This is a genomic window from Lawsonia intracellularis PHE/MN1-00, from assembly GCF_000055945.1.
In the GTDB taxonomy this organism is placed as follows: Bacteria; Desulfobacterota; Desulfovibrionia; order Desulfovibrionales; family Desulfovibrionaceae; genus Bilophila; species Bilophila intracellularis.
Map to the genome: position 1 here is coordinate 590,647 of NC_008011.1, position 21,512 is coordinate 612,158.

The 21,512-nt window shown below is 33.8% G+C and carries 20 protein-coding genes; 16 read left to right on the forward strand and 4 right to left on the reverse strand.

The window, feature by feature from the left end; translation table 11 throughout:
* The first annotated feature begins 54 nt into the window (after positions 1-54).
* The 3 genes from LI_RS02635 to LI_RS02645 all read left to right on the forward strand — a co-directional run bounded on the left by LI_RS02635 (position 55) and on the right by LI_RS02645 (position 2,237).
* Entirely contained in the window at positions 55-432 is a 378-nt protein-coding gene (locus LI_RS02635; RefSeq protein WP_011526565.1) for a NifB/NifX family molybdenum-iron cluster-binding protein, read from the forward strand.
* Between the two features lie 198 nt (positions 433-630).
* Positions 631-1,479 (forward strand): flagellar motor stator protein MotA, encoded by an 849-nt coding sequence (gene motA, locus LI_RS02640; RefSeq protein WP_011526566.1) that lies wholly within the window; start codon positions 631-633, stop codon positions 1,477-1,479.
* A gap of 44 nt (positions 1,480-1,523) precedes the next feature.
* Positions 1,524-2,237 carry an OmpA/MotB family protein gene (locus LI_RS02645; RefSeq protein WP_011526567.1) on the forward strand — a complete coding sequence of 238 codons (714 nt, stop codon included), beginning with the start codon at positions 1,524-1,526 and terminating at the stop codon, positions 2,235-2,237.
* Between the two features lie 26 nt (positions 2,238-2,263).
* On the opposite strand, the gene LI_RS02650 is transcribed toward LI_RS02645, so the two are convergent.
* Positions 2,264-3,970, reverse strand: a complete 1,707-nt coding sequence (locus LI_RS02650; RefSeq protein WP_011526568.1) for a hypothetical protein — start codon at positions 3,968-3,970, stop codon at positions 2,264-2,266.
* Between the two features lie 290 nt (positions 3,971-4,260).
* A complete protein-coding gene (locus tag LI_RS02655) occupies positions 4,261-5,415 on the reverse strand; it encodes an MFS transporter (RefSeq protein ID WP_011526569.1) in 1,155 nt (384 codons plus the stop codon).
* Between the two features lie 346 nt (positions 5,416-5,761).
* Between LI_RS02655 and LI_RS02660 the strand changes: the two genes are divergently transcribed.
* The 7 genes from LI_RS02660 to LI_RS02690 all read left to right on the forward strand — a co-directional run bounded on the left by LI_RS02660 (position 5,762) and on the right by LI_RS02690 (position 12,840).
* Positions 5,762-6,514 (forward strand): motility protein A, encoded by a 753-nt coding sequence (locus tag LI_RS02660; protein ID WP_011526570.1) that lies wholly within the window; start codon positions 5,762-5,764, stop codon positions 6,512-6,514.
* Positions 6,507-7,241, forward strand: coding sequence for an OmpA/MotB family protein (locus tag LI_RS02665; RefSeq protein WP_015353742.1), 735 nt, complete (start codon positions 6,507-6,509; stop codon positions 7,239-7,241). The genes LI_RS02660 and LI_RS02665 overlap by 8 nt, the downstream gene beginning before the upstream one ends.
* Before the next feature lie 381 nt (positions 7,242-7,622).
* The gene (locus tag LI_RS02670) at positions 7,623-9,041 is read left to right on the forward strand and encodes a biotin carboxylase N-terminal domain-containing protein (RefSeq protein ID WP_011526572.1); all 1,419 of its coding nucleotides are present in this window, start codon (positions 7,623-7,625) and stop codon (positions 9,039-9,041) included.
* A 12-nt stretch (positions 9,042-9,053) separates the two neighbouring features.
* Positions 9,054-11,300, forward strand: coding sequence for an acetyl-CoA carboxylase carboxyl transferase subunit alpha/beta (locus tag LI_RS02675; RefSeq protein WP_011526573.1), 2,247 nt, complete (start codon positions 9,054-9,056; stop codon positions 11,298-11,300).
* Between the two features lie 47 nt (positions 11,301-11,347).
* Entirely contained in the window at positions 11,348-11,998 is a 651-nt protein-coding gene (locus LI_RS02680) for a hypothetical protein (protein ID WP_011526574.1), read from the forward strand.
* Positions 11,999-12,002: 4 nt separating this feature from the next.
* A complete protein-coding gene (locus tag LI_RS02685; protein ID WP_011526575.1) occupies positions 12,003-12,347 on the forward strand; it encodes a hypothetical protein in 345 nt (114 codons plus the stop codon).
* A 37-nt stretch (positions 12,348-12,384) separates the two neighbouring features.
* Positions 12,385-12,840, forward strand: coding sequence for a single-stranded DNA-binding protein (locus tag LI_RS02690; RefSeq protein WP_011526576.1), 456 nt, complete (start codon positions 12,385-12,387; stop codon positions 12,838-12,840).
* Between the two features lie 117 nt (positions 12,841-12,957).
* On the opposite strand, the gene LI_RS02695 is transcribed toward LI_RS02690, so the two are convergent.
* Both LI_RS02695 and LI_RS02700 read right to left on the reverse strand, forming a co-directional pair.
* A complete protein-coding gene (locus LI_RS02695) occupies positions 12,958-14,655 on the reverse strand; it encodes a glutamine--tRNA ligase/YqeY domain fusion protein (RefSeq protein WP_011526577.1) in 1,698 nt (565 codons plus the stop codon).
* Positions 14,656-14,693: 38 nt separating this feature from the next.
* The gene (locus tag LI_RS02700) at positions 14,694-15,071 is read right to left on the reverse strand and encodes an EF-hand domain-containing protein (RefSeq protein WP_011526578.1); all 378 of its coding nucleotides are present in this window, start codon (positions 15,069-15,071) and stop codon (positions 14,694-14,696) included.
* A gap of 281 nt (positions 15,072-15,352) precedes the next feature.
* Between LI_RS02700 and LI_RS02705 the strand changes: the two genes are divergently transcribed.
* The 6 genes from LI_RS02705 to LI_RS02730 all read left to right on the forward strand — a co-directional run bounded on the left by LI_RS02705 (position 15,353) and on the right by LI_RS02730 (position 21,474).
* Entirely contained in the window at positions 15,353-16,489 is a 1,137-nt protein-coding gene (locus LI_RS02705) for a glycosyltransferase family 4 protein (RefSeq protein ID WP_011526579.1), read from the forward strand.
* A 313-nt stretch (positions 16,490-16,802) separates the two neighbouring features.
* Positions 16,803-17,942, forward strand: a complete 1,140-nt coding sequence (locus LI_RS02710; protein ID WP_011526580.1) for an ABC transporter substrate-binding protein — start codon at positions 16,803-16,805, stop codon at positions 17,940-17,942.
* Positions 17,943-18,022: 80 nt separating this feature from the next.
* Complete coding sequence (locus LI_RS02715; protein ID WP_011526581.1) at positions 18,023-18,916, forward strand: branched-chain amino acid ABC transporter permease; 894 nt, start codon at positions 18,023-18,025, stop codon at positions 18,914-18,916.
* Positions 18,913-19,956, forward strand: a complete 1,044-nt coding sequence (locus LI_RS02720; protein WP_011526582.1) for a branched-chain amino acid ABC transporter permease — start codon at positions 18,913-18,915, stop codon at positions 19,954-19,956. Before LI_RS02715 ends, LI_RS02720 begins: the two co-directional genes overlap by 4 nt.
* Positions 19,953-20,759 carry an ABC transporter ATP-binding protein gene (locus LI_RS02725; protein ID WP_011526583.1) on the forward strand — a complete coding sequence of 269 codons (807 nt, stop codon included), beginning with the start codon at positions 19,953-19,955 and terminating at the stop codon, positions 20,757-20,759. Before LI_RS02720 ends, LI_RS02725 begins: the two co-directional genes overlap by 4 nt.
* Complete coding sequence (locus tag LI_RS02730) at positions 20,752-21,474, forward strand: ABC transporter ATP-binding protein (protein ID WP_011526584.1); 723 nt, start codon at positions 20,752-20,754, stop codon at positions 21,472-21,474. The genes LI_RS02725 and LI_RS02730 overlap by 8 nt, the downstream gene beginning before the upstream one ends.
* The last annotated feature ends 38 nt before the right edge of the window (positions 21,475-21,512 follow it).

Consider the following 21,512-nt stretch of genomic DNA (forward strand, 5'->3'; position numbering starts at 1 on the left):
TAATAACTAATTACCCCTAACAATACTAACTACTTGTTCTATATTAACACACCCATGATTAAAGATAAAAAGCTAGTCATTGTTATTCCTTCAGAGTTTCCTGGTGGACTAGCTGCACGATTAAGTCCACATTTTGCTTACTGTGAAACATATACACTCACTACTATTAAGAATAATGTAGTTTTACATGTCACAACTAGACCTAATATCATTCAAGAAAGTAATGTAAAAAGAGCAATACAAAATATTGCTGAGCTACAGACTAATATACTTATTGTTCGAGGCATAGGTCTTCACCCACTTGCTATACTACAACAAAAAGGTATTAAAATTTATTACTCTAAAAACTTACCCACAGTTTCTACTGTTCTTTCATCCTTTCTACAAGGAATGCTTATACCCTACAATCAAAGCCCTCATACCTCTTCATAACCTTAAAACAACTAGTACTAATGATTCACCATAAAAATTTTCTCTATTAACCAATAAAAAAATATCCACTACTTCTTCTTATATTTTTGTATAGTCTAATATACCAAAAATGTAATAGCTTTCCATATAATGGACATTATGGTAAGATTACAAATAATGCCCTATTCATTTATAGTTTAATCAAGTTGGACTAGTTATATGTATATTATTATTGGATACTTTATTGTTATTGCTTCCATTATTGGAGGCTACCTTATGGCTAAAGGGAATCTTGCTTTACTCTTTCAACCTGCAGAACTTGTTATCATTATTGGGGCAGCATTAGGTGCTTTTTTTGCTTCACAGACGAAATATTCATTTACTCTGGTCATTAAAAATTTATCACACATTTTTGGCGATCCAAACAGTACAAAAATAAAATACCTTGAAACACTTGCCCTTCTCTATGGACTTTTCTTAAAAATGAATAGAGAAGGTGTCATTAGTATAGAAAGTGATATAGAAAAACCTGAATCAAGTCCTATCTTTAGTAAATACCCTACAATTGTAAAAGATACTAAAGTTGTTGCCTTTATTGCAGATACATTACGAGTTTATCTGACAACAGGTGCACCAGAAGATATAGATAACCTCATGGAATCTGACATGAAAATTACACACGAAGAAGAATTATTACCTGCACATTCCATCAGCCATATGGCAGAGTCGCTACCAGGAATGGGTATTGTTGCTGCAGTATTAGGTGTTGTTATTACCATGGGAAAAATTAATGAGCCTCCAGAAGTCCTTGGGCATTATATTGGAGCAGCTTTGGTTGGTACATTTATAGGTATTCTTTTCTGTTATGGTTTTTTTGGACCTATGGGTTCAAAGCTTGAAACCTCTGCAGAAGAAGCACATTTTTATTATAATTCCATTAAAGAAGCTGTTGCAGCTGCTATCCGAGGTTCTACACCAATGATAGCAGTAGAATATGGAAGACGTGCCATACCTAATACATTTCGTCCATCATTTTCGGAAATGGAAGAACGTCTAAAAACAGGATAACCTCTCTCTAATAAACATTAGTTACATCATTAAAGGAAATATATATGTCTGGCTCATGGAAAGTGGCTTATGCAGACTTTGTTACAGCTATGATGGCTTTCTTTCTACTGATGTGGATTCTTGCAATGACACCCCCTGAGGTTAAAGAAGGTCTTGCTGCATATTTTTCTTCATCTGATGCTACATTTAAAACACCTGATAGTTCGCCAATCTCTAACAATCCTCTTATCAACCAAATAGATAAACTTGATACTCGACAATTAAAAATTAATGAAACAGAACAATCTCATTATGCTCTTGCTAATAAATTAAAAAAAATGTTAATGGCTGATGCTATCCCACAGTCAGCAACAGGAATAAGTGCTGACGATGTTGGTGTATTATTACGTGTAAATTCTAATTCCACGTTTCTTCCTGGTACAGCAACTCTTACACCCGAAGGGAAAAAAGTTATGGGAACTGTCTTAGCCGTTCTCCGTGAATATAATCTTTACCTTGTGATACGTGGCCATGCTGATATTGGTGAAATAACAAAAGGCAGCCCTTTTGCTTCTAACTGGGAACTTTCAGGAGCTCGTGCAGCTGCAGCTGCACAGTATCTTGTAGAGCACGGGATAAAGGCTTCACGAATTCGCTCTGTAGGATATGCAGATACAAGACCTCTAGAACCTAGTTCTCCTGAAGGAAGTACAAAAAATCGTCGTATAGAATTCTATTTTCATCGGCCAGAAGTTATGTCTTATGGCGTTGTATATTAATAGCATTCTTAAAAGGGAAAAAATTCCTAACGTGAAGACTGGATTGAAATAAATGTGTCATGAAGACTAACTAACCTTCCATAATTTTTTCGTATTTCATATCCTGCAGGTGTCAATTCTTTTTTTGGATTCTCAATATAAGTACGTCTTAAGTATCTATCATCTAATATTGTTTCTATATGGTGAATAACAGTAGCTGTAATTTGATCAAAATATGTTACAAGCTCAAACTTTAATTCTCTTAAAATTTTTACAGCTTCTAACAACATTTTATTATAACTAATTCTCACTCCTTTAACATTTCGTGACATAATATCTTCTAGATGTTTGACCATACGTGCTTGGCGAATATACGCATATTTATTCATTACCTCATGGTAAAGGTCACCATATTCTTCAAATAAATCTTTATGGTTTGGTGCATGAAGATAACCTTCTAAAATTTTTACCATTGAAGTAAAGAATTCATCACTATAGCTAACAAGTCGTCGTTGATTTTTTGAAAGCCATGCAAATAAAAATTTAAGTCGTTTTTCTTCTGTTTCTGTGTTTTCTATCAACTCATTACGTTTATAAACTATACGTCCAACATATTCACCACGGACAATATCATTTAAGTGCAAAATAATTGTGCTAGTATCTTTTATAATATTAACATCTTCTAATATTTCACCTGTTAAAGGATGAATAATTTCTTGACTCTCAACAGAAAGTGCACGCTCTTGCCTAACATTATCATGATTATAGCGATGTTGTTTATATTTGATACGAATAATGGCAATATAATTCTTTGGATCAACAAAATAACTTCCCTTTGAAAGACGTTCTATAACTTCTTTCTGACCAGGCTCAACACGAATAAGCGCAACCTTTTCAACTCTGGGGTATAATCTGTTACCTCCATTATTCCATATTGTTGTTATTACTCTATCAGATTGACCTAACACTCTAACCATAAAATGTTCACCCATTTTATGAAGACGGCGAGAGAATAAAGCAGCTGATGTTCTACGCTCAGAAGCAACAGGAAAGCCATAAAGTTCCATCAAAAACTGATATACAAATAGTCTGTTTTGCTCATAAAGGCTGTTATTACCAAGCTGAAACTTACGAATTTTAAGGCCATATCGTTTTATTTCACCATCTATATCTGAAGGGAATGACCCAAATATTCCAGCAAGATAATAGTATCCTAGTGGATCTGTAGCAAATACATGAGCTCGATCCATATGACATAAGTATGGAAGGATTGCTGGATAATAATCCAAAGAAGATATGTCTACATGTTGAAAGCGTTGTTTAAAAGCATCTTGATTGTTTTTAGGTAACCGAGTTAAAAATGTCTGTATATTATGAGCAATACACTTTAACTCTGCTTCTTTTTCCTCTTTTCCAGGGATAGAATTTAATGGATCACATGAATGTAAAATATCATATTGGAAAATTTCATTAAAACTTTCAAGAGGACGGGCAAAGGCTACCATCGAAAATCCTGGTAACTCTTTATATTCTAAAAGTTCTGCTTCAAAAGAAGGTAATAATTCTCTATGTTCAATTAAAGGATATTGTGGCTGTGTGCTCCACTCTTTTAACAGGCAAAATTTTATTTGTACAAAATCAAGGTAATGCTTAAATGTCTCAAGATTATCAATATCAATCTTGCAAGAAAAACAATCAACATCTTTCCATGGAAACGCTCCCTGGCTAAATGCTTTTTCCCACAAAAACGACATTATTATCTCTCCAACTTATCTATATCTTTAACTTATCTTATATATAATAAATATCCTTTTTCTTCAACTAGCTAGTAGTATAATAAATGTATTCTTATCTTGTATAAAAAATGTATTCACTAAATATACTATAAAAAATGAGTACAACGTATTATCAACAGACTATGTTTATTGATTTATATAAAAGTACATAATTACTCTTTTAAGAATGATCAGCATAACACTAAAAAGAAAAAAGAAATTTTTAACGAGAACTAACTGTTATGTATTCCTACCAGTAGGCTATTATATCAAATAGTATTAAACTTCTTTCTTACAATAAAGAGTACAATAGATATTATAAGGATAGAAAATAGTACCCCTAAGATGTAAGGTCCATGCCATCCCCAAAGTGTCCAAGCTAACCCAAAGATTAAAGGTGATACACTTTGACTAAATCTGAATATGCTTCCATTTACAGCCATAACTGCAGCTCTATTATTTGTAGGCGCTAAAATAGCAATGCGTTCAGCAACAATTGGTAAAGTAATACCCTGAGCAAGACCTTCAAAAATTAAAGGGACGATCATCCACTTCATACTTGGCATTATAATAAATGAAAATTGAGCCAAAAAATACCCAAAACCTGCCATAAGTAGTAATATATTAAACTGAACATGATTATTCAACCATCCTAAACTAAAAGCACTCATTCCAATACCTATAGCAAGTATAATAAAAATATTTCCTATTTCTGCAGGTGATACATAAAAACGTATATGTGCCATCATAGGGAAATATGTATTCACAGGGCCGTAATAAATACAATAAGATAAAAAAGTTAAACTAAATAATATTAATGCTTTCTGGTTAGTGATAATCTCCTTTGTATCTATAAAATACTTTTTCCACTTAACTGAGCTACTTCCTTTAACTAGGGGAAGGTAAAAACTAAGCCAAGCAACAGGAAAAGCAAGGATACTTACCCAAAACGGAGCATGCCAAACAATTTCGCCTAAAAGCCCACCTACAGTAGGGAAAATAGCAATACCAATACTTGCTACAGCTGAAATTTGGCCCATAATTTTTGGAAGATCTTCTTTATGATACATATCAGCTGGCAAGGTAGCATATAATACTCCAATAACGCCCCCTCCCATGCCCTGAATAACACGAAATATAATTAGCATAGTAAAATTAAGAGAAAAGGCACATAATAACCCACCTATTCCAAAAAGAAGGACACCAGGGACTAAAACAGCTTTCCTTCCAAGTCTATCTGCTAAAACTCCTGCAATAAGAGCCATAATGATACCAGGAGATGTATAAGCAACTGTAACCCAACTAACTTGCTCTGTAGTTAACATAAAACGTTGAGCAATAGCAGGCAATACAGGTAAAGGAATAGTCACTCCCATAACAACTAATAAAGATATACTAAAAAAAAGCACTTTATATTTTATCAAAACTATTATCTCCTATAGTATATTACTATGATATTTATATATTATATAAAATAATATAACAGATAGTACTGTATAATATATATGTTATTTTAACAATAAATATTATAAAAATAAAAAATAATACGATATTACTAACATATTGATATAAGTAAAAAATATTTATTATTATCATAATTCTATACTTAATTATAAATAAGTATAATATATCTTGAGTTAATACTAATTAATATATTACTATTATATAATAGTATATCCTCTGTATATTATAGCATAAAGTTAGTTAACAGTTTATACATATAGTTATAAATTGTTTTGCAGAAGTATTATTTCTATATGGGGTCCTCAAATGGATATAGCTACGTTACTAGGGATTGTATTTGGTTTTACCCTTGTGCTGGTTGCTATTTTTATAGGTCCTGTACCAGGAAAATTTATTCATGTTCCTAGTATGATTATTGTTTTTGGTGGAGTAAGCGCATCAATTTTAATATCTTTTCCGTTTGAAGATGTTCGTCAAGCCATTTCTGCAGGAGTCAAAGCTTTCTCTTCAAAAAAAACAAAAGCTTCTGACGTAGTAACAACAATGGTCAAAATTGCCGAAATTAGTCGTAGGGAAGGAACACTTGCTCTTGAACGTATTCAAACAGATAATCCACTTTTAAAAAAAGCAACACAACTCATTGCAGATAATGCAGACCCCTCTCTAATCCATGACACAGTAGCTATAGAAATTGCATCATTAAAACGAAGACATAAAGTTGGCATTAATGTATTCCAAAAATTAGGCTATCTTGGGCTAGCATTTGGAATGATAGGAACACTTATTGGGCTTGTACAAATGTTAGCAACAATGAATGATCCTTCAGAATTAGGAGAAGGTATGGCTGTAGCTATATTAACTACATTTTATGGATCTATTATAGCAAATCTTGTTTTTATCCCTATTGCTGACAAACTTAAAGCAAAATCTCTACAAGAAGAACTTATTCTATTTATTATTTTTGAAGGTGCTAAATCTATTTTAGAGAATAATAATCCTAAACTTGTTTATGAAAAACTTTCATCTTTTTTACCACCAAAGGAGAGAATTCGTGCTTGATACCTCATTACTTTCAGATGACGATGATGATAAAAATGATGGTTGGCTTACAGTCTTCTGTGATATTTCTCTGCTCCTTCTCACATTTTTTATTTTAATTCTCTCTATGTCTAGCCTTGATAAAGAAAAATTTGATAGCTCCTTTAGTGCAATTAGAGATACCTTTGGTGGAGATCAACAAAAAAACATTACAACTAAACAAACTATAAAAGAGTCAGAAGTAGCAGACTTCTTAAAACTTCGTGAAGAAATGATTGCTGCTCAAAAAAATACATTTGATGCTATTAGAAGCTTCATTACAGAGCATGCCCTAGGAGATAACATAAAGGCTACTTTCGACAATGGGATCATTACATTAAGGTTGCCTGATGAAGTTCTATTTGCACCTGGCTCAGAGCAACTTACACCTCAAGGAGAAAAGGCTTTATCGCAGCTTCGTGATCTATTTCTTAAGAATCGTGAGCAATCTATTAATATTAAAGGATATACAGATAATTCGTCTGTATCTGAAGGTGCACGCTTTCACAATAACTGGGAATTATCAGCGCTTAGGGCGGTTAATGTCCTTAGGAAGCTTCTCCAAGGGGGGATTGAAGCAACACGGATGACCGCTACAGGTCTTGGTGACCTTGATCCTCTTGCACCAAATGATACTCCTGAAAATAGAGCACAAAATAGACGTGTAGAATTTACCCTTGAAAGAAAAGTAACCAATCCTTTACAATAAATATTTATCGACTTTTCTAGTTAAGGATAATTTCACTATACATAATAAATAATTATAAATTAAAAACTAACTTCTAATTTATTAGCTAACTATATCAACTTGCGTCCTAATCCTTTTTTAACTATTATATTAGTTTGATGTTTTTTCTTATAGTTCTCAAATTAGCTGTCTATAAAATTTATTGATAGATGACCCCTTTTCATCCTTATAAAGATAGTCTAAAAGGTGCTATATAATCTAACTACTTTTCTGAAGTAACTTAATAACTCCTTTTATACACTACCACTATGCAAATGATAACTATAGGAACACGTTATATAAACGTTACACCACATAGCCACATTACATAAAAGACAAGGAACACGATGGAGGTCTCTGTCTGTGAAAAAAATAAGACATAAAGTCCTAATTGCTAACCGAGGCGAGATAGCAGTACGTATTGCTCAAGCATGTCGTAAACTAGGACTTGATTTTGTTTGTGTCTATACAGCTGAAGATTTAGCATCTGGTCATGTATTGATGGCTAAAGAGTTTGGTACTTCTCAATCATTATACAAAATTGCTTCTTATCATGATGCAAACGAAATTTTATCAATAGCAGATGAGTCAGGAGCAACGGCTATTCACCCAGGATATGGTTTTTTTGCTGAAGATTTTCGTTTTGCCCGCCGAGTTACAACTCGTACTCGAAATCTTATTTTCATAGGACCATCATGGAGAGTCATCCGTGAACTTGGAGACAAAATTAATACAAAACGTCTTGCAAGAAGTTTAAAAGTTCCAACTGTTCCAGGCTCAGACAAACCAATTTATGATGAAATGGAAGCAGAAAAAATCGCAAGGATTTTATATAGCTTCCAAGTACAACAAGGCATTCAACGACCCTTAGTCCTTGTAAAGGCCTCTGCAGGCGGAGGTGGGATGGGTATTGAAGAAGTCTATGATATAGACCAATTTCGTGCGGTATATCGTCGTATCCGTAATTATGCACTACGACAGTTTAAAGATGAAGGTGTCTTAATTGAACAACGAATTTGTAATTTTAGTCATCTTGAAGTGCAAATTATTGCCGATCAATCTGGCAAAAAACCTGTACACTTTGGAACAAGAAATTGTACAATTCAATCTACTGGATTACAAAAACGTATAGAAGTAGCTCCAGGATTTTATCCACAAACAATAAAATACAACTTTAATGCTGCAAAAGTTCTTGAAGACATTACAAACTATTCTCTTACCATGGCACAAAAAGTAGGCTATAATAATGTTGGAACTTGGGAATGGATTGTAACACACAAAGGGAATCCATTTCTAATGGAAGTCAATACACGTATCCAAGTCGAAAATGGTGTTTCAGCACGTATTGCTAGAATTCATGGGAAAGACGGTGTTGACCTTATCGCAGAGCAAATTCGTATAGCTCTTGGCGAACCTTTAGGATATACTCAAAATGATATATCATTTGAAGGAGTTGGAATTGAATATCGACTTATTGCTGAAGATCCTGACTGTAAATTTACACCATGGGTAGGTTGTATTGATACTTTTTCATGGAAAGATCAACCATGGCTTACCATGCATACTCATGTTCCTACAAACAAACCTTATGAAATTCCTGTAGAATTTGATCCTAACCTTGCTTTAGCTATTATTTGGGGAAAAGATCTTGCTGAAGCCCAACAACGTGGCCTGAAATTTCTTAACCAACTATCATTAAAAGGGAAAAATCAACAGGGAGAGACATTAAAGTCAAACATACAATTCCTTAAATCAAATACAGAACGTATCCTCCAATTTTAATTGAGTACATCTATGGATATAGAAAAACAAATATATCATCTTACTGAACGCCTTAATTATCTAAAAGATATTTTTGCAGGGAAGCACGCTAAAGTTATTGAATTATTACAAGGCCGGCTAGCAACTTTTACCAATCGTACCAATGGAGAAACTCAACAAGACCCAAGTGCAGAAATTGGAACCCTTGAAGAGCTATTCACTTTTATGGAACATAAGCTTGAAACAAAGCTTACCCCTATGGATAAAGTGCGTATTGTTCGTCATCCTCAACGAATTTGCCTTCATGATATTTTAGAAAATGTATATGATAACTTCACAGAAATAGCTGGTCAACAAGAACATAGTATTGATCCAAGTATGTTGATTGCACGTGCTACTATCACTCGTCGTAGGGGAAAAAAGACATATAACCAATTTATTATGGTCATAGGTCAAGAAAAAGGGCATGGAGAAGAGTTTCGTAATGGTGGATCAGTAAAACCATGGGGTAACTCTAAGGCTTTACATTATATGAAAGTTGCAGAAACTGAAGGTATCCCAATCCATACATATGTTTTCACTCCAGGCTCATACCCCATTGAAGATACCCCAGGTGCAGCACAACAAATTGCAAAAAACCTTTATGAAATGGCAGATCTTTCTGTCCCTATTATTTCTATTATCTCTGAAGGAGGATCTGGAGGAGCAGAAGCAATTGCACTTGCTGATAAACGACTTATGCTTTCACATGGATATTATTCTGTTATTTCTCCTGAAGGAGCTGCAGCTATTGAAGGCAAATTAAAACCAGGTGAACGTGCTACACCAGAACTTATTGAATTTTGTGCTAATCAACTTCATATGACAGCAAAAGATAATTTATCGTTTGGCTTTATTGATGGAGTGATACAAGAGCCAGATTTAGGAGCACGACCTCATCATTATGACTTTTTTCGAAAACTCCGCCAAGAAGTCATTCGTGCTACAGATGAAGTAGTCCTTGGTGTAAGAGGCCTTGGGTTATTCCGTAGAATAGCTCTTAATAGGCTGGGAAAAGAGGACATTAATATAGATGAAATGTATGTAGGTTGGAATTTAAATCTCAAATCTTGTGCTCGCCTTGTTTCTAAACGTCAAAAGAAATTTATAACTTTATCAAAAAACTCATGCCTTGATCAACGTCCATTTTTTAATAAATTTCATAACTTATTAAATGACTCTATAGGAACACTTGTCTCAAAAACACGTTACTTCTTCTATACAAAATGCCAACGTAAAATTAGATTTGTCTTTGATGAAATTACTTCTGAACTCCACTTAGTTAAAAGTCGTTTAACAGCCCCACTTTGTAGAATAAGGCCTCCCAAACGTCAAATAGAAGAAGCTGTAGTTCACCAGCTAACAACTCTCTCTGATTGGGATGATACAGAATCTCGAAAGGGTAGATGGTCATATATTAGTCCACGAGCTACAGAAGATCGTTCTATCTCTTGCCCTAATGCAGCAACACATGGATGTTTTGATCTTTGGGCTCCAGATCTCTTTGGTGAATTTGCAGGAGTATGTACATCATGCGGTCATCACTTTCCTATGGAATATCAATGGGTTGCTAAAAATATTTTTGATGAAAATTCTATACGAGAATTCAATACAGAAATAGAAGCTATCAACCCGTTAAAATTTACAAAATTTGATGAAAAACTAATAGAAGCCCGTAAAAAAACAAAACTAAAAAGCGGCTGTATTACCTTTGAAGCTACTATTCATGGAATAAAAACAATTGTTGCTATTTTTGTTGGCAGTTTCAGAGGAGGTTCTGTTGGAGCTGCAGAAGGAACAAAATTTGTTAAAGCAATAAACCGTGCAACAAAAAAACGTTATCCTTTTTTAGCCTATGTACATGGAACTGCAGGGATTCGTATTCAAGAAGGAACACATGGTCTTGCACAAATGCCTCGTTGTACAGTAGCAGTCCGTCGCTATATCAATGCTGGAGGACTTTACATAGTTTTATATGATACAAACTCTTACGCAGGACCTGTTGCAAGTTTTCTTGGTTGTTCCCCATATCAATATGCTATTCGATCCTCAAATATTGGATTTGCAGGGAGAGGTGTCATCAAAGAAACCACAGGCATGGATATTCCTCCAGACTATCACAATGCTTATAAAGCATTAGCTCGTGGACATATCCAAGGTGTATGGGATCGACGTGAAGCACAAGCGAATCTTAAACAACTATTACTTACTGTTGGTGGACGTAATCTTTATTATAGATAACATAATTATAGATAACATATTATAATCATATAGGTAACAACCCTTTTATGTTGGACATCACAACCTTACTTGAACATATTAAAAAATCTCCATATGAAGAAGTCACTATCTCTTCCCCTCATACAGGGATAGTGACATTTAATACTCTTAATATTGGTGATAAAGTAAATGGTCCTTCTGGAACTTGGAAAGAAAAATCAGGTACCCTTTTAGCTACACTTACAAGGGAAAGAAACTCTAAACCTATTTACAGTCAACAAAAAGGATATGTTGCTACAATTCATAAAGAACTTGAAGGAACATTTGTACAAGCAAAAACACCACTTTTAGTTATCCGACACTTTCTGTCAAAAGATGAAGTACTTCAATTGATTCTTCAGAAAGCTCTTCATATTTTTTCAGCACCAGAACGTGCAAAATATTACTTTACCCAACAAGTTGATGCAAAAATTAGAACAGCTGGTTGCAAATCCGTTATGGTATACGATGGAATGGAGCTTTTTATTGTTTCACGAATGAAAAGAGAAACCCCACTCCATTACTCTGGACCAGAAGGAATCATCTATGCTACATACTTTCAACATAATGAAAATGTAAACGTAGGAAGCCCTCTTATTGGTATTTGTCCACAAAATCAACTTCAACAAATTGAAGATGTTATTCTGAAAGTACAAACGGAATGGCAAGAACAAGAGTAATGGTATGGGTAAAATTCTTCAAATACGTGTTTCGGCTTGGACTTATAGGGAAGAAGATGTTGCCATAACATGGCCTAACCTTACAGAACTTACATGGCCCACTCCACCATACCATGGAGAAAAAAGAGGGGTTTTAGAACTTGTTGACTCATTAGAAAATCAACTTTCTTTTGGAGATTGGCCTACAACAATCAAAAATACTCTTCATCAAGGGATTCAGAATCTTGTCCAAACTAAAAAAAAGTTAGAATTAGCACTAGCAGACTGGAAACCTAAAGAAGCAAATGATCTAAGTAATATATTAGAAGATCAATTAACAGAACTTAATCAAAAAGTTTTACTTCCTTAACAAAAACATACCATATATATATATAGGACAATAAACAATGTTAAATAAAGTTATGATTATTGGAAGACTTGGAAGAGATCCAGAAATTCGGTATACTCAAACAGGAAGCCCTGTATGTAGTCTTAATATTGCAACAGATGAATCTTATACTGATCGAGATGGAAATAAAGTTGAACGGACAGAATGGCATAGAGTTTCTGTATTTCAACGTGCAGCTGAAAATTGTGGTCAATATCTGAGTAAAGGAAGCTTAGTTTTTGTTGAAGGTAATCTTCAAACAAGAAAGTGGCAAGACCAACAAGGGCAAGATCGCTATACAACAGAGATAAAAGCTCAACGTGTTCAATTTTTAGATAGAAAAGGAGCAGACTTAGGACAAGGACTATATCAACAAGAACAACCTGTAAGTAGTACTAATACACAACAAAATGGATTTGAAGATATAAGCCCATTCCCTTCTGAAGCTAGTGGTATGGATGATGTACCTTTTTAATCTTACCTTCACATTCTCTACAAATCTATAATTACGCTGTATTAGTTAGTAAAATAAGTATCCTTAAGCTAAAAAAGATAAAGCTCTATTCTAACTAGTTTTAATTCTTTACTAATTTTAAGTATCTTTTTTTTCAATTTTTGCCCATGAATCTTTTAGTGTCACAGTCCTATTAAAAACAAGTCTATCTCCTTGTGTATCTGGATCTACACAAAAATATCCAACCCGCTCAAATTGAACCTTTTCTCCTGGCTTACTACCCTTTAATGAAGGCTCAACAAAACCTGTTACTATTTGTTTAGAATCAGGATTTATAAGTTCACTAATGTGAGTTCCTTCTGAAGCTGTAGAAGGATCAGCAAGTGTAAACAGATGTTCATAAAGCCTAACTTCAACTGGTATAGAATGAGAAGCAGAAACCCAATGAATCTTTCCTTTTACTTTTTTCTTATCAGTTTTTTCAACTTCTTTTGAGTTTGGATCATATGTACAACGAAGTTCAATTACTTTACCTTCACTATCTTTGATAACTTCTGTACATGTAATATAATAAGTATATCTTAAACGTACTTCTCCTCCAGGATAAAGTCTATAAAACTTACTAGGAGGATCCTCACGAAAGTCATCTTGTTCAATATACAATTCTCGTGTAAAGGGTACTTTCCTACTACCAGGAATTGTATTATCTGAACTATATGGCATATCTATCCACTCTATTTTGTCATCAGGATAATTTTCAATAACAACCTTCAATGGATTTAACACACCCATTACACGGGGAGATGTTGCATTTAAATGCTCTCGAACACAAAATTCTAATAAGCTATACTCAACAAGATTTTCAGACCTGGCAACACCAATACGGCTACAAAAATTTTGTATAGATTCTGGAGTATAACCCCTTCGACGTAAACCAGAAATTGTAGGCATTCTTGGATCATCCCACCCATCAACATGTCCTTCATGGACAAGCTGAATAAGTTTACGTTTAGATAGCACATTATATGTTAATCCTAACCTAGCAAACTCTATTTGTTGAGGATGATACATATTTAGTGTGGTAAGGATCCAATCATACAACTCTCTGTTATTCTCAAACTCTAATGTACAGATAGAATGTGTAATGTTTTCAAGTGAATCTGAAATACAATGTGTAAAATCATACATAGGATATATACACCAATCATTACCTGTACGATGGTGTTCAGCATGCCTAATACGGTATAATGTAGGATCTCTCATAACAATATTAGGTGAAGACATATCAATTTTTGCTCTCAAAACATGTAAACCATCAGGAAACTCTCCGGCACGCATTCGACGGAATAAATCAAGATTTTCCTCAACACTCCGATTACGATAAGGACTTTCAATACCTGGAGTCGTAAGTGTTCCACGAGTTTCTCGAATTTCATCAGCGGACTGACTATCTACATATGCTTTACCTAAAGAAATGAGCTGCTCTGCTAAGCTATATAATGTTTCAAAATAATCAGAAGCATAAAACTCTCTATTTTGCCAATCACCACCAAGCCATTTTACGTCCTCACGAATAGAATCTACATACTCTACCTCTTCTTTTATAGGATTTGTATCATCAAAACGTAAATTACATTGCCCAGAAAACTCCTTAGCAATACCAAAATTAAGACAGATAGATTTAGCATGACCAATGTGAAGATAACCATTAGGTTCAGGAGGAAATCGTGTGTGGACACGCTTATCAAAACGTCCTGATTCTATATCTTGAATAATACGAGCACGTAAAAAATCTTTCCCTATTATAACGTTATGGGAAATATCTTCTTTCTTCATGTATTCTCCCAAAAATTATTCTATCTATATTAAGTATTCTATTTAGTTACTGGTGGTTGAACTAAAGGCTTCATATGAGACTTTGTACTTGTAGTCTTAGGTTGTTCAGAATCTGTTAACTCCTCAGGAGATCTTTGATGCATCTTCACATTATCCATTTCCTTTTTTCCTTCTTCACTTTGCACATTTTGTTCATGTGATTTTTGGAAACGTTCCCATTCTTCACGAGAAATTTTACCATCTTTATTTGTGTCAATTGCATCAAAAGCAACTTTTTTAAGATTTGGAAATACTGTTTGAAATTCTTCCCAAGAAATGTAGCCATCTTTATTTAGATCAATGTCATCAAAACGGCTTCCTGCCATTACAGGAGACACAAACCATACCAAAAAACATATTACCATCCATTTCTTCATACTACTCACCTTATCCTCTATGTAATGCTATAGAATATAGCTAATTCTATTAATATAGGTAACTAGCTATGTAGCTATATAACAATATATAATTAAAATAATAGATAACTCATATAAGATAGCTTATTAATAGTAAGTCCCAAAAATAAAAATCATGATATATTGAGATGAAAAATCTACAACGTACTTTATTTTTCTTTACAGTCACTTTATATGTCATTTGTAGTCTTCTTATTGTTTTCTTGCAACTATAGTAAGTTGTTACTATAAGACTAATTATAATGAAAATACAATATTCTTCTATATCAAAATCATCCCTTAGAAGAGTACTTCATGTTACTCCATCACTATCTTTAGGTGGTACAGAAAAAACAGCACAACTTTTTGCCACTTATTTAAATAAAAAATATTTCAATGTTGCTGTTTGGAGTCCTTCAAGCGGCCCACGTGCTGACATTCTTAAAAATGCAGGTATACCTGTTTGGATTAATATACCTCTTGAAGCTGTCTTATATCGATTTAAACCTCATATTGTTCATCTCCATCGTGCAGGATGGCCAGAACCAAAACTCATGAGAGCTTTCCGTGGAACTCACTGGTTCCATCATGGAGTAAAACTACCAAAGATTATTGAAACTAATGTATTTGGTAGACATGATCCTAGTCATTCAGGACGTATAATTGATAAAACACTATTTGTATCACATTTTTGTGCAGAACGTTTCAGTAATGCTTATAAAGAAAAAGTTCCTAGCAATCGGTACAATGTGTTATATAATCCTGTGGATGTAATGTTTATAGCAAAACATACAACTCCGCCAGAAAAAAAAAACTTTAGGAATGCTGTCATTGGTCGCTTATCAAGAGCAGATAAAGGTAAATGGTCAATATCTTTTGGCTTGCATATAATTCCAACAATTATCTCTCAAATACCAGACTTACAGTATTATATTGTTGGAGGTATACAAGAAGCATATGACTTTGTTACTACACAAAATCTTTCTAATAATATTAGTTTTTTACCTGAAATTACTACAGAACTAGAGTTAGCTAATTATCTAGATAAACTTTCTATCTTTGTCCATGCTAATGATACAGGGGAAAGCTTTGGACTTTCCATTGCTGAAGCCATGTCTGCAGGATTACCTATTGTCACACACCCATGCCTTAATTTCAAAGATAATGCACAAACAGAGCTTGTAGAACATGGAGTTACGGGTCTTATTGCAACTACTCCAAAAGAATATGCTGACTTTATAATCATGTTGTTAAAAAATCCAGATATTGCCCAACGTATGGGTATAGCCGGACAAAAAAAAGCATTCCAACTTTTTGATGTTTCCCTCCTTACTCATAAACTTGAACATATCTATCATAACCTTTGTCCACCTAACCTTGCTTGTGCTATACCTAGTTAATATATTACACAACGTTGGTATACTTTTCTAATATATTCAACATAGTAAAAATTAATATTTAAAAACACCCTAGTTACACAGAAAAAATCTATTTTTAACTTGCATTACTAAAAATATTTTACTATGGTCAATAATTCACAGGTTACATAGATATATTACTTATTTATACTAAGATAACTCTCTCTAGAAATGATATATTATATACTATCTTAATAAATTACCTGTCATAACTACTATCTTTAAATAATTATACAAAACCATATGTATAGTAGCTAATTAGACACCTTATAACTTTATGAAAAAGGCAGTAAACATGAAATTTGCTGTAATGTTTGGCACTATTCTTACTATTATATTGTTATATGGAGCAATCATACCTAGCCATGCATCTGAGCCAATTAAAATAGGTGTATACCTCCCACTTACTGGTCAAAATGCATATGGTGGTCAACTTGAACTAGATGGAATTAAACTTGCCCATGATCTAAACCCTGTTGTTCTTAATAGGCCTGTACAACTTTTTATTGTAGATAATAAATCAGACAAGGTTGAAGCTGCAAATGCAGTTAAACGTCTAATAGATCAAGATAAAGTGTGTGTTATTATTGGAAGTTATGGTTCTTCACTTTCTCTTGCAGGTGGAGAAGTTGCTGAACAAGCAAAAATTCCTGTTATTGGGACTTCTTGTACAAACCCTTTAGTCACACAAGGGAAAAAATACTATTTCCGTGCATGCTTTATTGATCCTTATCAAGGCGCAGCAGTTGCAACCTATGCAACCAAAAATCTTGGAGTTAAAAAAGCAGCTACACTAACTGATGTTTCAAGTGACTACTCTGTTGGACTGACAGCTTTTTTTAAAAAAGCTTTTGTCCATCAAGGAGGAGAAATTGTTGCTAACTTAAAATATAATGCTGGAGATCAAGACTTTACAGCACAACTTATGGATCTTATAGCCAAAAAACCTGACCTATTATTTGTACCATCTTACTTTTCTGAAGGAGCTATTATTATTAAACAAGCTAAAGAACTTGGAGCAACATTTATTTTAATGGGAGCTGATGCTATGGATAACCCTGATACATTAGAAATTGGTGGACAATCTATAAATGGTTTTCTACACACGACATTTCCATACGATATCCATATGCCACATATGAGCCAAGAAGCAACTAAGTTCACACAAGCTTGGCGAAAAACATTTCCTTATAAGGATCCTAATGTAAATTCTGCCCTTGGATATAACTGTTATAATATTGTTATAGATGCTATTCAAAGAGCAAATTCATCAAATCCAGAAGCTATTACTCATGCCCTTGAAAATACAAAAAATTTACCCACAGCTCTTGGTATACTTACTATAAATAAACATCATGATGCAGAAATGCCTGTTGGTATTATTCAATATCAAAATGGCAAAAGGGTATATCTTGGAGAAGTTACTGGAGAATAGTAATAACAACCTAGCTAAAATAATATGCTAACCTACTACAATTATATTTTTAAATTACCATCTGTTAAGTAAGGCATAAAATGATTCTGAATATATTTTTTCAACACTTTTTCAATGCACTAACTCTTGGATCGCTTTATGGCCTTATAGCCATTGGATACACAATGGTCTATGGTATATTACGTTTTATTAACTTTGCACATGGTGATCTTTTAATGCTAGGTGCTTATTGCCTTTTCTATGGAACAACACTCTTCCTCCTCCCATGGAAAATTTCTATCATTATTGCTATTTTTGGAGTAAGCCTTATTGGTATGCTTATTGATCAAGTTGCTTATAGACCTTTAAGAGATGCACCAAGAACATCTATTCTTATAAGTGCAATTGCTGTATCTTTTTTTATTGAAAGCTCTGCTGTTGTACTTTTTTCTGGGCTACCACGACCTGTGTTTCAGCCTGAATGGCTTATATCTCCTTTTTCTATTAGCAAGATAAGGATTCTTCCATTAACACTGATTGTCCCTATTGTTAGTTTCTTTCTTGTATTAGCCTTACTTTGGATCATTTATAAAACTAAATTTGGTCTTGCTATGAGAGCAATCTCTAAAGATATTGAAACTACAAGGTTACTTGGTGTTCCTATTAACCGTATTATAGCGCTAACATTTGCTTTAGGCTCTGCTCTTGCTGCTGCCTCAGGTATTATGTGGTCTTTACGTTATCCACAAATCAATCCATATATGGGAGTATTCCCAGGATTTAAAGCTTTTATTGCAGCAGTACTTGGTGGAATTGGGTCTATCCAAGGCGCACTGATAGGAGGACTCTTACTTGGTTTTATTGAAATTATGACAGTTGCATTTTTACCTACACTATCAGGCTATAGAGACGCATTTGCTTTTATTATTCTTATATTAGTGTTACTAATTAAACCAACGGGCATCTTTGGAGAATACGTAGAGGAAAAAATATGAACTCTTCTACTCGTAACTATATTTTCAACGTTCTTACTATTGGAGTTATAGTACTTTTTCTCCTTTGGGCAGAATCTACTTTTAATGGGTACCAAATTCAACTTCTAAACCTCATTGCAATAAATACTATTTTAGCCCTCTCTTTAAACCTTGTTTATGGTTTTACAGGAATGTTTTCTCTTGGTCATGCTGGATTTATGGCAATTGGAGCATATATATCTGCACTTCTTATTCTACCTGCTGAACAAAAAGAAATTATGTGGATACTTGAACCAATCATATGGCCATTTTCAGTTCTTGAAACACCTTTTTGGTTTTCTATTCTTGCTGGAGGACTAGTTTCTGCATTTTTTGGACTCCTTATTGCTTTATCAGTATTAAGACTAGGTGGTGACTATTTAGCTATTGCTACCTTAGGATTTTCTGAAATTATTCGAGTTATCCTTATAAACGTTGCTTCAATTACCAATGGTTCCCTTGGGATAAAAGGTATTCCATCTCATACGGATCTCTTTGTAACATATGGATGGTTATTTCTTACTCTGTTTTTCCTTATAAAATTGTTACAAAGTAATTTTGGTAACATATTTAAATCCATAAGAGATAATGAAATTGCAGCAAAAGTTATGGGTATTAATACTCTTCACTATAAAACATTATCTTTTACCATTGGAGCCTTTTTTGCTGGCATTGGTGGAGCACTCCTCGGAAATTTACTTACAACAATTGATCCTAAAATGTTTACTTTTTTACTAACATTTAACATTCTTATGATCGTAGTAGCAGGTGGTCTTGGGTCTATAACAGGGAGTATATTAGGAAGCATTATTATTACTATCCTTCTTGAATGGCTTCGTGCTGTAGAAAGTCCTTTCAATTTTGGAAGTTATCAAATTCCTGGTATCCCTGGAATGCGCATGGTTATTTTTTCTTTAATACTTTTGGGAATTATTCTCTATCGACGAGAAGGAATAATGGGAATGAAAGAAATCAGTTGGACAAACATAACTAAATTTTTCTCTAGGAAAAGAGATATATGAAAGAATATGTTCAACAAAAAAATCAAAATTCTATCCTTGAACTACAAAATATTGTTATACAATTTGGTGGGATCACTGCAGTTAACAACTTAACTATGAATGTTGAAAAAGGTTCTATTGCTGCTATCATTGGACCTAATGGTGCAGGAAAAACTACAGCCTTTAATATGATAAGTGGATTTTATACACCACATAAAGGAAATATTTTTTTTAAAGGAAAAAGTATAACTGGACTTCCTCCATACAAAATTTGTCAACTAGGGATGGCTAGAACATTCCAAAATATTCGTCTCTTTTCAAATGAAACAACCCTAGAAAACATTATGTTAGGATGCCATGTACGACGTAGTTCATATTGGTGGATGCCAGTTATAGGTGTTCCTTCTGCGATTCGAGAAGAAAAAAAAATAAAAGGACAAGCAATGGAACTTATCCAACGCTTTAACCTTGAATTATATGTAAATGAAAAAGCATCTTCACTTCCTTATGGAGCTCAACGTAGACTTGAAATAGCACGTGCACTTGCTACCTATCCAGAACTTTTATTACTTGATGAACCTGCTGCTGGAATGAATCCACAAGAAAGTATTGAACTTATGCATCTTATTAAAAATATCAGAGATGAATTTAAATTAACTATCCTCCTCATTGAGCATGATATGAAGCTAGTTATGGGAGTATGCCAATATATTTGGGTGCTTGAATATGGACAAATTATTGCTGAAGGTATTCCTCAAAAAATTCGAAATGATCCCAAAGTAATTGAAGCTTATCTTGGAGGTGAAGAAACTCATTATGCTTAACATTTCTCATCTTCATATTTATTATGGTGGTATCCATGCTGTACAAGGGGTTACATTATCGGTTCCAAAAGGAAAAATTATAACACTTATTGGTGCTAATGGTGCTGGTAAAAGCAGCATAATACGTTCAATATCTGGCTTAATAAAACAAGTTACAGGTAGTATAGTATATACTAATGACAATATTTCTATGCCACAGCAGCTCTTAGAACATAGTCCTGAAGATATTGTTCGTCTAGGAATATCAATGAGCCCTGAAGGAAGACGTATCCTCCCTCATCTAACGGTTTTGGAAAACTTACAACTTGGTGCCTATATACAAAAAGATGCAAATGAAATACAAAAAGATATTAAATGGGTATATTCTCTTTTCCCCAGATTACAAGAACGTTCTTGGCAAAAAGGAGGTACACTTTCTGGTGGCGAACAACAAATGCTTGCTCTAGGGAGAGCTCTTATGAGTAGACCTTCCTTACTTATGCTTGATGAGCCATCTCTTGGCCTTGCACCCCGACTTGTAAAAGAACTTTTTGATATCATTCTTCAAATCAATGCAGAAGGAAAGACGATTCTTTTAGTAGAACAAAATGCATTTGCTGCACTTTCAATAGCAGATTATGCCTATGTACTTGAAGTTGGAAATATTGTTATGGAAGGTAACGGTCAAGAGTTATTAAATAACCCTAAAGTAAAAGAAGCATATTTAGGAGGATGAAGTATAACTAACCTATTATAAATAAATTTTTATTTTTC

Excerpts from the sequence above, each read along its gene's own strand:
- LI_RS02645 (WP_011526567.1), top strand. The coding sequence starts at position 1,524 with ATGTCTGGCTCATGGAAAGTGGCTTATGCAGACTTTGTTACAGCTATG.
- LI_RS02695 (WP_011526577.1), bottom strand. The coding sequence starts at position 14,655 with ATGAAGAAAGAAGATATTTCCCATAACGTTATAATAGGGAAAGATTTT.
- motA (WP_011526566.1), top strand. The coding sequence starts at position 631 with ATGTATATTATTATTGGATACTTTATTGTTATTGCTTCCATTATTGGA.
- LI_RS02720 (WP_011526582.1), top strand. The coding sequence starts at position 18,913 with ATGAACTCTTCTACTCGTAACTATATTTTCAACGTTCTTACTATTGGA.
- LI_RS02675 (WP_011526573.1), top strand. The coding sequence starts at position 9,054 with ATGGATATAGAAAAACAAATATATCATCTTACTGAACGCCTTAATTAT.
- LI_RS02690 (WP_011526576.1), top strand. The coding sequence starts at position 12,385 with ATGTTAAATAAAGTTATGATTATTGGAAGACTTGGAAGAGATCCAGAA.
- LI_RS02700 (WP_011526578.1), bottom strand. The coding sequence starts at position 15,071 with ATGAAGAAATGGATGGTAATATGTTTTTTGGTATGGTTTGTGTCTCCT.
- LI_RS02715 (WP_011526581.1), top strand. The coding sequence starts at position 18,023 with ATGATTCTGAATATATTTTTTCAACACTTTTTCAATGCACTAACTCTT.
- LI_RS02730 (WP_011526584.1), top strand. The coding sequence starts at position 20,752 with ATGCTTAACATTTCTCATCTTCATATTTATTATGGTGGTATCCATGCT.
- LI_RS02680 (WP_011526574.1), top strand. The coding sequence starts at position 11,348 with ATGTTGGACATCACAACCTTACTTGAACATATTAAAAAATCTCCATAT.
- LI_RS02685 (WP_011526575.1), top strand. The coding sequence starts at position 12,003 with ATGGGTAAAATTCTTCAAATACGTGTTTCGGCTTGGACTTATAGGGAA.
- LI_RS02635 (WP_011526565.1), top strand. The coding sequence starts at position 55 with ATGATTAAAGATAAAAAGCTAGTCATTGTTATTCCTTCAGAGTTTCCT.
- LI_RS02660 (WP_011526570.1), top strand. The coding sequence starts at position 5,762 with ATGGATATAGCTACGTTACTAGGGATTGTATTTGGTTTTACCCTTGTG.
- LI_RS02705 (WP_011526579.1), top strand. The coding sequence starts at position 15,353 with ATGAAAATACAATATTCTTCTATATCAAAATCATCCCTTAGAAGAGTA.
- LI_RS02650 (WP_011526568.1), bottom strand. The coding sequence starts at position 3,970 with ATGTCGTTTTTGTGGGAAAAAGCATTTAGCCAGGGAGCGTTTCCATGG.
- LI_RS02710 (WP_011526580.1), top strand. The coding sequence starts at position 16,803 with ATGAAATTTGCTGTAATGTTTGGCACTATTCTTACTATTATATTGTTA.
- LI_RS02725 (WP_011526583.1), top strand. The coding sequence starts at position 19,953 with ATGAAAGAATATGTTCAACAAAAAAATCAAAATTCTATCCTTGAACTA.